Raw genomic sequence first — 13920 nt, 5'->3', positions numbered from 1 at the left:
TGTTTCAACACCATTCAGTTCCGCGAGGGACCGTGTGGTGTGGTGGGCCGGTGACTTGGACTGATGACGGGAGGGGGATCCGACACGCCATCCTGACCGTGCGTCATGATTCCTGACGTTCATGCTAAGTTCTCGACAACTCGTTGAGGTTTGTGAGGTTGGGGTATGGCGCTCGCGGTAGTGCGGTCGGTCGAGTCGGCGCGCAGTTCGCGTAGCCGGATCGACGCCGAGGAGTTCGAGCAGGAACTCATCGACCAGTACTCGCTGGCCCTCAGTGCTGCCGGGCTCACCGATGGGACGGCCGCCGCCGAACGCGGGGCGATCTTCGACTTCACACGGTTCCTGGGTCGTCCGCTGTGGACCGCGCAGGTAGAGGACGCCGACAGGTACCTTCGTGCGGCACGAACCCAGCGCGGGCTCGCCAAGTCGACCGTCGCCGCTCGAGCGGGCACGCTGGCCAAGTTCTACGACTTCGTCATCGTTCGGTACCAGGGCGACATCCATGCCCTGTTCGGGCAGGTCGTCGTCCAGCCCATCGACGAGTTCAACCGGCCCAGGGCGATCGCCGCCGCCACCGCGACCAGGGTTCCCCCGCGGACAGACGAGATCCGTGCCTTGTTCGACGGGTGGCGCGATGCGCTGCCCGACAGCCGGAAGTACCTTCCAGCGGCCCGGGACTATCTGGCCGCGTCCCTGTGGCGACGGCTCGGTCTGCGGATCAACGAGACGGTCATGCTGGACGTCGCCGATTGGCATCCCGAGCTTGGTCCCCACGGCAAGCTGCACGTCCGCCACGGCAAGGGCAGCCGGGGCCGAGGCGCCAAAGTACGAATCGTGCCAGCAATCGACGACGTCGACGCACTGTTGGAGTGGTGGCTGACCGACGTGCGCCACCAGTTCGGCGACGACTACGACGACCCTGCCGCCCCGCTGCTGCCCAGCGAACGACGCGACCGGCTCAGTGGCCACTGCACCCGGCTCGGCACCGAAGCACTCCGCACCGGACTGGCCGACGCCGTGGAACGGTGGCTGCCGGACTGGAGCCGACGGCTCACCCCCCACGTCCTGCGGCACTACTGCGCATCGCACCTGTACCAGCAGGGCATGACACTCAAGGCCATCCAGGAGTTGATGGGTCACAGCTGGCTGTCCACCACAACCCAGTACATCCACGTCCACTCCACCCACATCGAAGCGTCCTGGGCGGCCGCCAACCAGCGGACCCTGGATCGAATCACCCACCCCGCACCCCACAAGGAGGTATGAACCCATGCGCTGGAACCTGCGGATGAAGGCCGCCGAGGCCGGCATCTGGAAATCCACCGAACTACGCCGACGGCTGGCCGAGGCCGGCCTCGACATCAGTGCCGGGAAGATGTCCGGGCTATGGGCTGGAACACCCACCACCATCCGGCTCGATGACCTCGATGTGATCTGCTTCGTGCTCGGCTGCCAGCCGACCGACATCCTCGTGTGCGAACCCGACGCAGTGACCGCCCGGCAACAAGCCGTCAAGGCCGTGGCAGCTGCCTCACCCACGGCACCCGCCCGACGGCGAGCGCCGACAACGGGGCGTCCCCGCAGCAAGCCACCCGCGTGACCGCCCCCAAGACGTGCGAGGGCTGCGGACGCAAGCCCGAGGCCTACGTCAAGCGTCGCTGGTGCTACGACTGCAAACCCGGCAGCTTCGGCCGACCGCTTCCCTGCCGAAGCTGCGGCGCCACCGGCGACTACTGGGCCGGCCGGCTGTGCCGCCAATGCCATCCCTTCGCACCCCAACCGCCCGACTCCTGCCGCGACTGCCTGGCCTGGGGAGTCACCCGCCTCCGCGGATGGACCTGCCAAGCCTGCCGCGGCTGGCGTCACCGCTATCCCGTCGAGGGCGTGTGCATCAGCTGCCATCGTGAACTCGCCATCAACGAGCACCAGGCCTGCCGCCTGTGCTGGATGCAGACCCTCTACAACCAAGCCCAGTACGGACTCCCCCGCGACGTGGTCACCGCCAACCGCGGCGGACAACAGCTGTGGTTCGCCGACATGAGCGGATACCGCAACGGATACCGACCGCACCGTCGCCGTGACTTCCGACGTCGCCGCGATCAACTGCCGCTGCCCGGCACACCCCTGGAAGCACCCGATACCGGCCCTCCATCGACGAACGCCGACCAACCCAGCCTGTTCGACTACCACCCGGTCGAAGATCCCGCCCGCCGCCACGGTGTCGGCGAGCCACCCAACCACGAATTCGCCACCCAACTCGACGACCATGCCCTCGACATGGCCGCCCGGCACGGCTGGACCCAACGGCAATCCCTCAAGACCCGGATCACGCTGCGGGTCCTGCTGGCCAAGCACCAGATCACCGCCCCACCCATCCGCGCCAGCCACGTCCTCGACCTCATCGGACACCGCCTCCGGGTCCGACTCGCGCTCCTCGTCCTGCAAGACGCCGGGATGCTCATCGACGACCGCACCTCGACGCTGGACGCCTGGTTCGAACGCCAACTCCAAGGCCTGCCCGACCCCATGGCCGACGAACTGCTGATCTGGTTCAACGTGCTGCACCACGGCAGCACCACCCCGCCGCGCAGCCGACCGCGCCACGACCAGTCGATCAAGCTCCGCACGCGATGGGCCCTGCCGACGCTCCTCACCTGGGCAGCAGCCGGCCATCAATCGCTGCGCGAAATCAGCCGGACGCACATCCTCGCCGCCCTGCCCGGCGAAGGCACCCCACGCGCCAAACTGGGCGCCGCGCTGCGCTCGATCTTCACCACCCTCAAGCGACACCACGTGCTCTTCGTCAACCCGACCGCCCAACTCAACATGGGCAACTTCGAGCGACGCATCCCCATGCCCACCGATACCGCCGTGCTCGGTGCCCTGTTCAACTCCCCCGACCCAGCCACCGCCGCGATCACCGCGCTGATCGGCGTCCACGGGCTGCGGCCCGCCGAAGCCAGCGCCCTCCAACTGGTCGACATCCATGACCACCGGATCCACTTGCCAGACCGCACGATCCTGCTCGCCCACGCCACCAAGGCCACGCTGGACCGGTACCTCCTCCACCGACACCACCGCTGGCCCGGCAGCATCAACCCGCACTTCCTCGTGCACAGCCGGTCCGCATCCACCCTCGAACCCGTCCGGGTCCCCTGGCTCACCGACAAGCTCGGCATCCCACCCAGCGCAATGCGCCAGGACCGCATCCTCGCCGAGGTCAACGCCGGCGGCGACCACCGTCGCCTCTGCGACTTCTTCGGCATCACCATCGAGACCGCCGCGCACTACCTGAGCACCCTCACCCACCCCGACCTTGAGGACCACACACCCGTACCCCCCAGTTCCCGAACCCCAGGTAACACGTGAGCGGCTCATCAGTGACCTACCCTTGGGTTCAAGGCGGAGGATCCTTCAGTAATCCTGAACCCATGGCTTTCAGCCAAGATCCGGGCTGGCGCCTTTCCGGTGGTCATCCGGCGCATCCACACCAACGTCGCGGCGTAGCAGGCGAGCAGGACGCCCAGCACCAGCTGTCCCAGCGGGGTGGCGTAGGGCGCCATGAACGGTCCGGACAGGGCTAGCCCGGTCAGGAACACAACAGAGATGATCGTCACCAGCCGGGCGGTCTGTCGCGGCTTGGCGCGGTCGGCCTCGATCTTCCGGCGGGCGGTCACGTCGTCGGCAACTGATTCGGCCAGCCCGTTCAGGATCGCCGCCAGCCCGGCGCCACGGTGGCGGGCGCTGAGGATGAGCGCACCGGCGACCAAGTCACCGGTGGCATCATCCAACTCGTCGGCGAACTGACGCAGCGCCGGCTCCGTGTGCCAACGCGCGTTGAGCCGGGCGACCAGACGGCCCACCTCCGGACGGATGGCCTCCGGGGTGGAGCGCAGGGTCGCCACCAGCGCCTGCTCCAGCCCGACACCGACCGTCAACACCCCGGCCAAGCTCCGGGTCCACTCAGCCAGCGCCTCAAGCTTGGCGATGCGTTCCTTCTCGGTCGAGGTCGCTGCCACGTACGGCAAACCCAGCACCACCAACGGAAGCACGACGACCGCGAGGATCCAGCCGGTCAGGACCGCGATCAGCACACCCAAGGCCAGCGCCACCAAGGCGGCCAACCGGGTGCGCGGCGAGAGCCGCTGCCACCAACGCTGACGGCCCGGCACACGGTCCGGCTTGGCGGCCGGCTCCGGTCGAGGCACCAGCCCCCAAATGACGCCGAGCAGACCGGCCACGACCAGCGCCCCGGACAGGGCCGCGACCAGTGGCATCATCGCAGTCCCCCGCTCGCCTCGGTATGGAAGCCGTGCAGGTCAAAACCCTCCGACGCCAACTCGCGCAGCTCATCGGGCAGCACGTGCGCCACCGCCCGACCCGACGCACCGGGAGGCTCGCGGAACACGTGGGTCAGCGCGTAGCGCTTCTCGTTCTCACCGGGGGTGACGTGCACGATCTCCGAGATCCACCGACGCTTCTGCGCCCCTCGGTCCCCTCGGGTCTTCTGCAGGCGGATGTACACGATCAGGTCGACGACCTGGGCCAACTTCGTCACGGCAAGTTCGGCGCTCACCTGCGGACCGGACTCCATCGCACAGGTGACCAGCTTGCCGATCGTGCCCTCGGCGTCCGTGGCGTGGGTGGTGCAGATCGAACCCGGACCGGATTCCATCACCTTCAGCATGTCCCACGCCTCAGCCCCGCGGACCTCGCCGACGATCTGGCGGCTCAGGATGTAGCGGAAGCTGTCGCGGATCTGCTGGGCGGTGGAGTACTGGCCCGCGATCCGGCCATCCATGCCGCGCTCACCGGAGCCGGCACGCGCCTCCCACGCGAACACCACATCGTGCTGCTCGGGCAACTCGTGCAGGTGCAGTTCATACTCGGTCTCGAAGGTGCCCAAGATCTCATCGCGGGGGATCTCAGCGCACAACGCCCGCACCAACGTCGTCTTCCCCACACCCTGGACGCCGGCGACCACGATCGACTTCTTCGCTCGCACCGCCGCCCGCAGGAAGGACGCCGCCAGCGGGGACAGCAGCTGCCGCTGGACCATGTCGTCCAACGTGACGCGCATGAGTCGATGCCGGCGGATGGACACCGCCGGCCGGGGCGTCAGCCATGCGGTGGCCGCGAGCCGCGCGCCGCCGTCCAGACGCAGGTCCAACGACGGTTGCGCCTCAGAGAAGGGCCGCGGGTTGACCTCCGACCGTGAGGCGAGGAAGGCCAGGAACTCGATGAGCTCCTGGTCGGACTCCGCGACCGGCGGCCCAACTGTAATCGTCCCGTCGGTGTGTTCCAGACGCACTTGGTCACACCCGTTGATGATGATGTTCTCCACGGTGTCGTCATCCACCAGGGGTTGGAGGCGTCCCAGCCGGAACAAGGAGTCGAACACTGCCTGGGCCAGGCGCTGTTGCATGACCGGCGACCACGGCTGCCGACCCGCCAACACAGCCTCCGCCGCGGCGGCGTCCAACAACTCCAGCACGATCGTGCGTCCCTGCTCCTCCTGAGCCTCCTTGCTCACGTGCGTGCGGTCCTCGCCGAGCAGGCGGGTCAGCTGGTCTGAGGCCTGCGCGCGGAACGCAGCCACCAACGACCAGTCGACCTCACCCTCGACCGTGCGCTGCCGTACCCACGCAGACAGCTCCTCGCTGCTCACGCCCCCAAAGCCAGCGGGACGGGACGGAGCCGCGGGACCTGCCTCAGCGCTGCTGCTCAGCGGTTCGCCGAGCCGGAAGTTGCCGCGCACGCGACCGGGCCGCCGCGGTTCGGCAGTAGTGGACAGGGTGCCGCTGAACAGCGGTAGCTTCTGCAGGTCCCGGCCGTTGATCTGGTCGGTCATCGCGCACCCTCCTCGAGCTCACGCGGCAGCAGGTCGTCGCCAGCGGCGGACGCCTGCTGGAGCGTCTCGCGGAACGCCACGATGCTGCGGTGGTAGGCCGAACGGGCGAACGCCTGCCGGCTGGTCCGGCCCACGAGACGTGCAAGCCCACCCGGCGGTGGGTAGGCGGCACCGTCGGAGTACACCGAGGCGTCCTTGGGGGCCCACGCCACCTCCCCCAAGGTGTTGAGCTCCAGGACTTTGGAGATCTCCTTGGTCGAATAGGGGCGCCCCGCTCCGGCCACCACGACTCCGCACGCCCCGGCCGCCCCCGCGTTGAGCGTGGCCGCCCACGAACGCGCAGCCGAGACCGCTGGCAGGCTGGAGCGGGTCAGCAGGACCGTCACGTCGGCGCCGAGCACGAGCGGCAGGGGACACCCGTCCAGTCCGAGCCGTCCCGCGTCGACGATCACGTCCTGACCGGTTGCCGCCAGCGGCCGGAGTGCTTCCAGCAGCGGCCCCCACAGGCCCTCCACTCCGACGGCCTGGTCGTGTGACCGCGTGCCGGCCAGCAGCTGCGCGTTGCTGCCCTCCAGCGGCAGCAGCAGGGTCGGCAAGGTGGAGGCGAGTTGCCCTTGCCGGTGCGCCATCGCCAAGTGGATCAGGCCGGGCTGGTCGACCGTTCCCCGGAAGTACCCGGCCAGCATGCTGGATCCGCCCGTCGGGTCGGCCTCCACGAGCGTGACCGGCCGGGGCCACGACATGGCCAGCGCCAGACAGGTCGAGGTCACCCCTGGGGACCCCGATGCCGAGGTCAAGGTGTAGATGGCCATCGGTCAGCGCTCCCGGGCGTCCAGGACCACGGAAATCTTCCCGGTGCCGGCGCGGGCTGCGATCTCGGGGGCGCGCGCCGAGGAGACGAGCACGTCCACCACCACCTGGGTGTCACCGTGATGCACCCCCAGCACTTCGGCCGCCATCGCGAACGGCTCCCCGGTGAGTTCGGCCTGATCGCCGGGTGTTTGGACCAGACGGACCTGGTCGCCGGGCCGGAGCGGCTCGCCGGGCAGTTGCCCCACGCTCAACGAGATCCCGACCACCGACATCCCTGAGGACGGCGGCAGGGCCGCGGTGACCTGCGCCGGCGACAACAACCCGCCAGCCACGAGGTCGGTGCTGGCGCGCTGGCCGACGATCCCCTCCAGGTCGCCGCCCGGGATCACCGGCAGCGCCGGATCGGGGTTGATCCGCACTAGGACCAGGTCCTGAGCCGTGATCGTCGCGCCACGGGCGATCGGGGTGCGGACGGCGACCACCTCGACGGTCGAGGTCGACGCCGTCCAGGCCCACACGCCACCAACAGCGCCGAAGAGGACCAGGGCCACTGAGATCACGATCAGCAGGGGCCGCCTGCGCAGCTTCGGGGCCGGTGATGGAAGCAATTCCTTGGTGTCGGACGTGCGATCGGCCTTGGAAGGCTTGCGTGCTGCGGTGGGGGTGGTTGCGCTCACGAGAAGGTTCCTTATCGATTGAGGGCCTGGGCTTCGCCCATCCGGATCGAGGTTGAGCTGCCCACCTGCCAGGTGAACACGCCCTGGTCACCGGTACTGGCCCGCCAATTGGCCTGCCAGTTCGTCAAGGCGGTCACGGTGTAGTTGCCCTGTTCCGAGTACCGGTAGCCGCACGTCGGGGAGGGCGACGCGCCGAAGCGGTCCTCATACGGCGTGCCAGCGGTGGCGCAGTTCACGACCCCGCCGTCCCCCATCTCCCAGCGCGTCGACGTCACCTGCGCGGTCAACGTGACCGTGACCCCGCCGCTGGACAGGGAACGGGTCTGCGGACCCAAAGTCGTGGCACCCGGGTTCCCAACCCACAACCACGTCGGCAGCCCGATCAGCCCCATCCGGTCCGGGCCGGGCTCCGGCACGATCCCGATCTGGACGGGGGTGAACTCCATGCTCGCCCGGAGCTGACGTGCCAACTCGTCGACGTCGACCGTCGCGCCCGCATCGGGCGCCCAGAACGTGTACAGATTGACGCGGTTGGTTGGATGGGCGCACGCAAGAACCACACCGTCCGTATGGGTCTCCCAACGCGGATCACCAAGTGGGGGCTGCGGGGTAAGAGGCGCTACGTAGCACTGACGTCCACTGTCCCAAGAACCGAGCTCGGTGAAGCAGTCAATGTCAACCCCGCCAAGCATGCACTTTCGAGGAGCGCTTGGGTTCTTGCCCGTCTTTGGCGCTGCTTCGGCCAAGGGGGGCTGGAGCGTGGGGATGACCATCACGCACATCGATCCGTTCCAAACCCTGCCTTCAGGACAGGTGGGGACCAAGCCCTCGGCGGCCGCTGGGATGCTGAGTGTCAGAGCCAAGCCCAGGACAGATAGGGCAATCCCCCACAGCGTTGTGATGCGTCTCCTCAGCATTCGAGGCTCACCACCTCATCCGAAGTGGCGCGCAGCCCGGCTCCCAGAGCGACAACCGTGAACCGGTGCAGAACGAGCGCCGGCCCTCCACCGGCGACGGAGTTGCCCTGGTCGTCCACCATGTCAACCTCGGACGTGTTCACGCACGCGTCCACGACGAAGGGGGCCACCTCGCCGTCCACAGTGCGCACCTCAGCCAGCACATTGCCGACTTGGCGGTAGCCGACGCCGCGGTACTGCTGATAGGTCTTGAGCCGCTCGGCTGCCAGGTCTCCGGTTGCTACGGCGTAAAGGGCGTTGAGCGGCACCTCGGGGTCAGATGCCACTTGGTTCTGGACCTCGTAGAAGTCCTTGACGACCTTGGCCGCCTCGGCTTGGCCAACCGACAACGTGGGGGTAGGCGTCGGAGTTGGCTGCGTCGCAGTGACGGCGGACGAAGGCATGACCGTCGTCGCAGGGCTCGGAGTCGAAGGCTGCGAAGCGCACCCTGAGAGGACCACCAACGCGCACGCCAGCGCCACGGTGGTGGTCACCTTGAGATCGCGCATGCTGTTCCTCCTTGTCCCCCTATGCGCACGAATCGCCGTTCAAGGACATGGCGCCGTCGATGAATCTTTGAAGTTCACAGCCGGGGGTGTCGTCGTCGGGATGGCCCTCGTGGCGGCAAACGGGGGTGGGGCATCAACGCCTGAAGGTGCGTCTCTGCTTGTCACGTTTCGGAAATTGGGTGCGCTTACGCTAACCCCGGATCCGCTCGACGTCATCCCTGAGCCGAGCTTGAGGGCGAGATTCCTACCTTTGGCGGAGGCACTAGCACTTTCGTAGGGTGTTTCGGCTTGGGCCCGCCGCTGCGAGAGGCCCTGCGCCCTACGACTTGTGGAGACGCATGTCCTTGAACACGGAGTTCATGCGCATAGGGAGGTACGGAAGGAGACACCCATGGCCCCCAAGACCTACGAATCCCTCGCCCAAGCTGCCGAGCGGACCTCCCTCAGCACTAAGACACTGCGTCGCCGCATCGCCGCCGGCAAGTTGCGGGCCTACCGCGACGGATCCAAGATTCTGCGCGTCGACCCCGCTGACGTCGACCGCCTGTTCCGCCCGTTGCGCACCGCGGAGGTGTGAGGCGGTCTCGCAGCAGCCCTCACCTGCTACCAACAACCAGGAAGTGCCCCGTCCACTTGGACTGGGGCACTTCCACGTACGGCATCGAACACTCTGGACTGTCTCCCTCCAGAAACACGCTCGCCTGGCAGGCGGTTAACAACGCGTCACTGGCGGCACTACAGGACAGTCCGCTCGAGGCACACTATCCGTGCACGGTCTGCTGTCGTGGCCGGTAGATGTGGCCGCTGGCGTGCCCAGTGTGTGCATCATCCCGGTTTCGAAGGACTGTCTTGCTCCTCGGTGATGGGCGCCTCGTAGATGACCGTTTGCTCCGTTACGCCGTAGTACCGGGACAGCCCCTGAGGATCGTCTCGCTCGGTATCGGCGGCCTCGGGCGTGCAGGTCGTCAACGGCGCCGCATGGAGGAAGTAGTCGAGGCCGCCATCATTGTCGCGATCCGCGTAGGTCAAGTACTTGTCCTGCTGGGCAAGCGCCTTGACTCTGGACTCTTCCAGGACAGGAACGGTTTCGATGTCAACGCAAGTACCGAGACTCTCTGACTTGGCGGAGGTCGCCGACAGCCGTAGGCGGTCCCCGCGAGCGAAAGCGATACGTGCCCGAACGCTCACGATGTCGGCATCGGAAGGAGGATTCAGTGCCTTCTGCCACGGGAGACCGGACTCTGCGGAAACCCAACTTTGGGCGCTCACTGGGCGATGCTTCTGGCACCCCAGCTCCGATCCATCGGGGGGGTACACAACCGTTGCGCTTCTCTTCCAATAGCAGATGTCCAGTCGGCTGGCCAGGACGAGGACTTGCGCCTTTGTTGGGTTGGAGATGGTCAAGTTCAGCACACCTTGACGGTCCGGTCCGAAGCTGGTGGCGATGCGCTGCTGGAGTGCGACTTCGGTCTGGCTCGGTATGAAGGCGGCACCATGCCAGAACTCCAGAATGGGGATGGATGCCGCGAGCACGCCAGCAGCCACCTTCAGCCACGCATTTCCGTACCCGGGCAATCGGGCTCTTCATACCTGCGGTGGGTCGAGGGTGAGTCCGCCGCCGATGAGGAGCATGCGTAGCCGGTAGTTCTCGCGGTTGCGGAAGCCGCGGGCGATGCGTCGGTGGAGCTCGATCAAACCGTTGATGCTTTATGCCGACGTCTGGGTTATGCCGACCTTGGTGGCGTGTGACCTTGTGAATCCCGGTTTGTCCGGGGCGGTTGTCGGCATAATCAGAGGGTTTCGAGCCACGCGAGGATGTCGGCTCGCGGGGTGTACATGCCCGGGGTGACGTGGGGTGGTCTGGTCTTGTCGAGGGCGTCCTCCTTGAGTCGGGTGTCGGCGTGGAGGTACACGTCGGTGGTGGAGGTCTGCTCGTGGCCGAGCCACAAGGCGATGACGATGATGTCGACGCCGGCGTGGAGGAGGTTCATGGCGGTGGTGTGCCGCAGGGTGTGGACCGTGATGTGTTTGCCGGCCATGCTCGGGCAGGACGTGGTGGCGGTGTGTACGTGGGCGGCGAGTCGGTGTTCGATCGCGTCACGGGATAGCGGGGTGCCGTGGGGGCCGGGGAACAGGGCGGTCCCGGGCCGGGTGCTCCGCTCTTGAAGGTAGGCGCGCAGTTGGTCGCCGATCGTCGCGCTGAGCGGGGTGGATCGGTGTTTGCGGCCCTTGCCTTCGCATTCGACGTACGGGCTGGTCCCGGTGTGGATGCTGCTGGTGGTCAGGGTGATCAGTTCACTGATCCGCAGCCCGGTGCTGATCGCCAACGCCAGCATCATCTGGTCACGTCGGCCGGTCCAGGTCGTGGTGTCCGGCGCGGCGAGCAGGGCTTCGGTTTCGGCCTCGGTCAGGTAGCTGAGTAGGGGTTTCGTGGTCTTGGCGGGTGGGATGGCGAGGATCTGACGGATGGAATCGGCGTGTTCTGGGTGGTCGGGCAGCGTGTGGGCGAGGAGGACGCGGATCGCGCTGAGCCGGGCGTTCCTGGTCGCTGCGGTGTTGGAACGGTGGGTGGTGAGGTGGTCGAGAAAGCCGGTGACGGTGCCGCGGTCGAGGTCTTCGAGCCGGAGCTGGTCGGCGCTGGTCCCGGTCGTGACGCTCAGGTGCTTGATCAGGAGGCGCCAGGTGTCGCGGTAGGACGCGATGGTGTTCGCGGCCAGGCCGCGCTGGGTGTGGACGTAGTCGGTGAAGAACGCCTGCAGGACGGTGGCGAGGTAGGTCATCGTGAGTCACTCCGTCGTGTTCGTGGTGTCGACGCGGTGGGCGGCCAGGGCCAGCAGTTCCGGGACGGCCTGGACGTACCAGTACGTGTGGGACGGATCGGAGTGGCCCAGCCAGAGGGCCAGCAGACCGAGCGTCGCAGCCGGGTTACCGGCATCAGTGGTGTAGGCGCGGATCATCTGCCGGGTCGCGAAGGTGTGCCGCAGGTCTACCAAGCAGGGGGCGTGCCCTTCCCAAGTGATGCCGGTCGCGGCCCGGATCCGCTGGAAGTGGTCCTCCACGGTCGCCCGCTGGTAGGCCTTGCCCCGGGTGGTGACGAACAGGGTTCCCTCCAGCGGAGGTGTCGCGGCTTGGCGGTGCGGGCTGGCCAGGTAGCCGGCCAGGGCGTCGAGGGTGGTGGGGTGCAGCGGGATGAGCCGGTCGGGACCGTGCTTGTTGGCCCGGATCAGCAGGGTGGCGTCCTCGACGTTGATGTCGCCGAGGCGGAGTCGCACGACTTCGCCCGGCCTCATCCCGGTCACGGCCAGTAGGGCGATGACGGCGGCCATCGTGGCCTGCACCAACGGATGGGTGAACGCGTGCGGGCAGGCATCGATCAGTGCGTCGACCTCGCCCTGGGTGTAGATGTGGGGCCGGCGCCGGTCCCTGGTGGTAGGCAGCACGTTGGCTGGCGGCACCTGGACGTCCAGGCCGATCGCATGGCAGTAGCGGGCCAGGCCGCGGACCGCGCTGAGGCGTTGGCACTGGTAGGAGTTCTTCAACGAGCCGTCCCCTTGCGCCCAACTCAACGCCTGCGCCACGCTAAAGGACGTACCCGCGTGGCCATGGGCCTGCAGCCATTCGAGGAAACGTCGGGCGTGGCGTTCTTCCTCGACGAGCCGGAATCCCAGCGCCCGCCGCTGGGTGAGGTACACCTCCAGTACCGTCCACAGGCCAACATCGACCGAAGGGGTGGTGGTCATGGCAGGCTGCCCCAGGAGGGCGCCAGCGGACGCAGCGGTGTCATGTCGGCGCGGGCGTAGGTCATCGCCGAGGCCGGGTCGGCGTGGCCGAGGAGTTCTTGGACCTGCCGGAGGGTTCCGCCCCCGGTCAGGACTTGGCTGGCGACTGTGTGTCGAAGACGGTGGGCGTACACGCCGTCCAGGCCGGCACGTCGGCCGTACCTGAGGACGACATCCCCCACGCCGGCCCGATGCAGCGCCGTCAACGGCGGCAGGCAGCGGAGGAACACCGCCCGTTCACCGCGATCGGCGCGACGGACCCGGAGGTAGTCCACCAGCGCCTCGCCCACGTCGACGGGCATCGGAAGGACCAGAACCCGGCCGCCCTTACCAACCACCCGCAACGAGGGTTCGCGCCAGTTGAGGTCGTCCAGCCTCAGCCCGGCGACCTCACCGACACGCACGCCTAGGCGGGCCAGCATGACGATGATCGCCCAGTCCCGCTTGCCCGCCACAGTGTCCCGATCGACGGCATTCTTCAACGCGGCGACTTGGCTGTCGGTAAGGCCTTTCGGCAGGCCGGCCCGGATACGACGCGGCGACAGGACCCCGTCAACGATCCCGTCCCGTATCCACCCGTTGGCTGCGGCCCAGGTGAGCAGACCACGGAGCAGAGCCGCCCTGCTCTGCGCGGTGGAGGAGGAGTAGCCGGCCACCACACGCACCAGGAACTCGTTGACCATGACGACGTCAACACGTTCCCAGTGGAGGTCCCCGTCCTCGTCTTCGACCAGCGGCAGGAAGCGTTCCCCGATCTGGCGGGCCTTGTAGAGCCAACTGGCACCCTGTCCCTCTTCGACCTCCAGGAACCGCAACCACGCGGCAAGACAGGCTTCTGCCGGTCGCAGCGGCGCCGTGTCGACAGGCGACGGTTTGAGGCGTCCGGTTTCCTGCAGGAACCTAACGACGGCCGAGACGTTCTCGTTGGCGGATCGATGCTCCGGGTGGCGTTCGTTGTCCCCTGAGACAAGGCCGAACACGCACGCAGCGTCAACGTCCGCAAGCTCAACACCAGCAGCGGCCAGCCATGCACCGAGCCGAGCCGCCGCCCGCACCAGGTTGCGCTGTGTCGTCGGTGCGTACCCCTCCGTGACCAGCCAGTCGATCAACTCGGCCATCACCGCGGCGAGCGGACCAGCATCACGACGAGGCCAGATCCTCATCTGCCCACCAGCAGCCGCAGGCCCCTCACGTACCAGATCACCCATGACCCGTCCTCCTCCCATCAGGAGAAGGTTGGACCTACAGGATTATGCCGACAACCGCCCCGGACAAACCGGGATTCACAAGGCCACACGCCACGAAGGTCGGCATAACCCAGACGTCGGCATAAGC

Annotated in this window: 14 protein-coding genes; 4 read left to right on the top strand and 10 right to left on the bottom strand. The window is 67.5% G+C overall.

The genetic code is table 11. The annotated features are described in order from the left end of the window. Positions 1–165: 165 nt before the first annotated feature. Genes AC5YDV_RS19080 through AC5YDV_RS19070 form a run of 3 tightly spaced genes read left to right on the top strand, consistent with a single transcriptional unit; the run spans position 166 to position 3369 of the window. Positions 166–1266: a tyrosine-type recombinase/integrase gene (locus AC5YDV_RS19080; RefSeq protein ID WP_496183015.1), complete on the top strand. Its 1101-nt coding sequence runs from the start codon at positions 166–168 to the stop codon at positions 1264–1266. Positions 1267–1270: 4 nt separating this feature from the next. Then, positions 1271–1600 (top strand): helix-turn-helix domain-containing protein, encoded by a 330-nt coding sequence (locus AC5YDV_RS19075; RefSeq protein WP_496183014.1) that lies wholly within the window; start codon positions 1271–1273, stop codon positions 1598–1600. Beyond that, the gene (locus AC5YDV_RS19070; protein ID WP_496183013.1) at positions 1597–3369 is read left to right on the top strand and encodes a site-specific integrase; all 1773 of its coding nucleotides are present in this window, start codon (positions 1597–1599) and stop codon (positions 3367–3369) included. The genes AC5YDV_RS19075 and AC5YDV_RS19070 overlap by 4 nt, the downstream gene beginning before the upstream one ends. A gap of 8 nt (positions 3370–3377) precedes the next feature. On the opposite strand, the gene AC5YDV_RS19065 is transcribed toward AC5YDV_RS19070, so the two are convergent. From AC5YDV_RS19065 to AC5YDV_RS19040, 6 genes are all read right to left on the bottom strand, one after another. Beyond that, complete coding sequence (locus tag AC5YDV_RS19065; RefSeq protein WP_496185103.1) at positions 3378–4280, bottom strand: type II secretion system F family protein; 903 nt, start codon at positions 4278–4280, stop codon at positions 3378–3380. Then, positions 4277–5851: a TadA family conjugal transfer-associated ATPase gene (locus AC5YDV_RS19060; RefSeq protein WP_496185104.1), complete on the bottom strand. Its 1575-nt coding sequence runs from the start codon at positions 5849–5851 to the stop codon at positions 4277–4279. Before AC5YDV_RS19060 ends, AC5YDV_RS19065 begins: the two co-directional genes overlap by 4 nt. Then, positions 5848–6663, bottom strand: coding sequence for a hypothetical protein (locus AC5YDV_RS19055; RefSeq protein ID WP_496185105.1), 816 nt, complete (start codon positions 6661–6663; stop codon positions 5848–5850). Before AC5YDV_RS19055 ends, AC5YDV_RS19060 begins: the two co-directional genes overlap by 4 nt. A 3-nt stretch (positions 6664–6666) precedes the next feature. Continuing rightward, entirely contained in the window at positions 6667–7341 is a 675-nt protein-coding gene (locus tag AC5YDV_RS19050) for an SAF domain-containing protein (RefSeq protein ID WP_496185106.1), read from the bottom strand. A gap of 11 nt (positions 7342–7352) precedes the next feature. Beyond that, positions 7353–7901, bottom strand: coding sequence for a hypothetical protein (locus AC5YDV_RS19045; RefSeq protein WP_496185107.1), 549 nt, complete (start codon positions 7899–7901; stop codon positions 7353–7355). 350 nt (positions 7902–8251) lie between these two features. Further along, entirely contained in the window at positions 8252–8806 is a 555-nt protein-coding gene (locus AC5YDV_RS19040) for a hypothetical protein (protein WP_496185108.1), read from the bottom strand. 391 nt (positions 8807–9197) lie between these two features. Here AC5YDV_RS19040 and AC5YDV_RS19035 point away from each other — a divergent pair, with 391 nt between their 5' ends. Continuing rightward, on the top strand, positions 9198–9383 hold the full coding sequence (locus tag AC5YDV_RS19035; protein WP_496185109.1) for an excisionase family DNA-binding protein: 186 nt from the start codon (positions 9198–9200) through the stop codon (positions 9381–9383). 248 nt (positions 9384–9631) lie between these two features. Here the strand turns inward: AC5YDV_RS19035 and AC5YDV_RS19030 are convergent, their stop codons facing one another. From AC5YDV_RS19030 to AC5YDV_RS19015, 4 genes are all read right to left on the bottom strand, one after another. Beyond that, positions 9632–10339, bottom strand: a complete 708-nt coding sequence (locus tag AC5YDV_RS19030) for a hypothetical protein (RefSeq protein ID WP_496185110.1) — start codon at positions 10337–10339, stop codon at positions 9632–9634. Between the two features lie 257 nt (positions 10340–10596). Continuing rightward, a complete protein-coding gene (locus AC5YDV_RS19025; protein WP_496184455.1) occupies positions 10597–11586 on the bottom strand; it encodes a tyrosine-type recombinase/integrase in 990 nt (329 codons plus the stop codon). 6 nt (positions 11587–11592) lie between these two features. Further along, complete coding sequence (locus AC5YDV_RS19020) at positions 11593–12546, bottom strand: tyrosine-type recombinase/integrase (RefSeq protein ID WP_496184456.1); 954 nt, start codon at positions 12544–12546, stop codon at positions 11593–11595. Beyond that, on the bottom strand, positions 12543–13793 hold the full coding sequence (locus AC5YDV_RS19015) for a tyrosine-type recombinase/integrase (RefSeq protein WP_496184457.1): 1251 nt from the start codon (positions 13791–13793) through the stop codon (positions 12543–12545). The genes AC5YDV_RS19020 and AC5YDV_RS19015 overlap by 4 nt, the downstream gene beginning before the upstream one ends. Positions 13794–13920: the final 127 nt, after the last annotated feature.

It is taken from the genome of Propioniciclava sp. LT432 (genome assembly GCF_059515965.1).
This window is presented reverse-complemented; position numbering and strand designations above follow the sequence as displayed.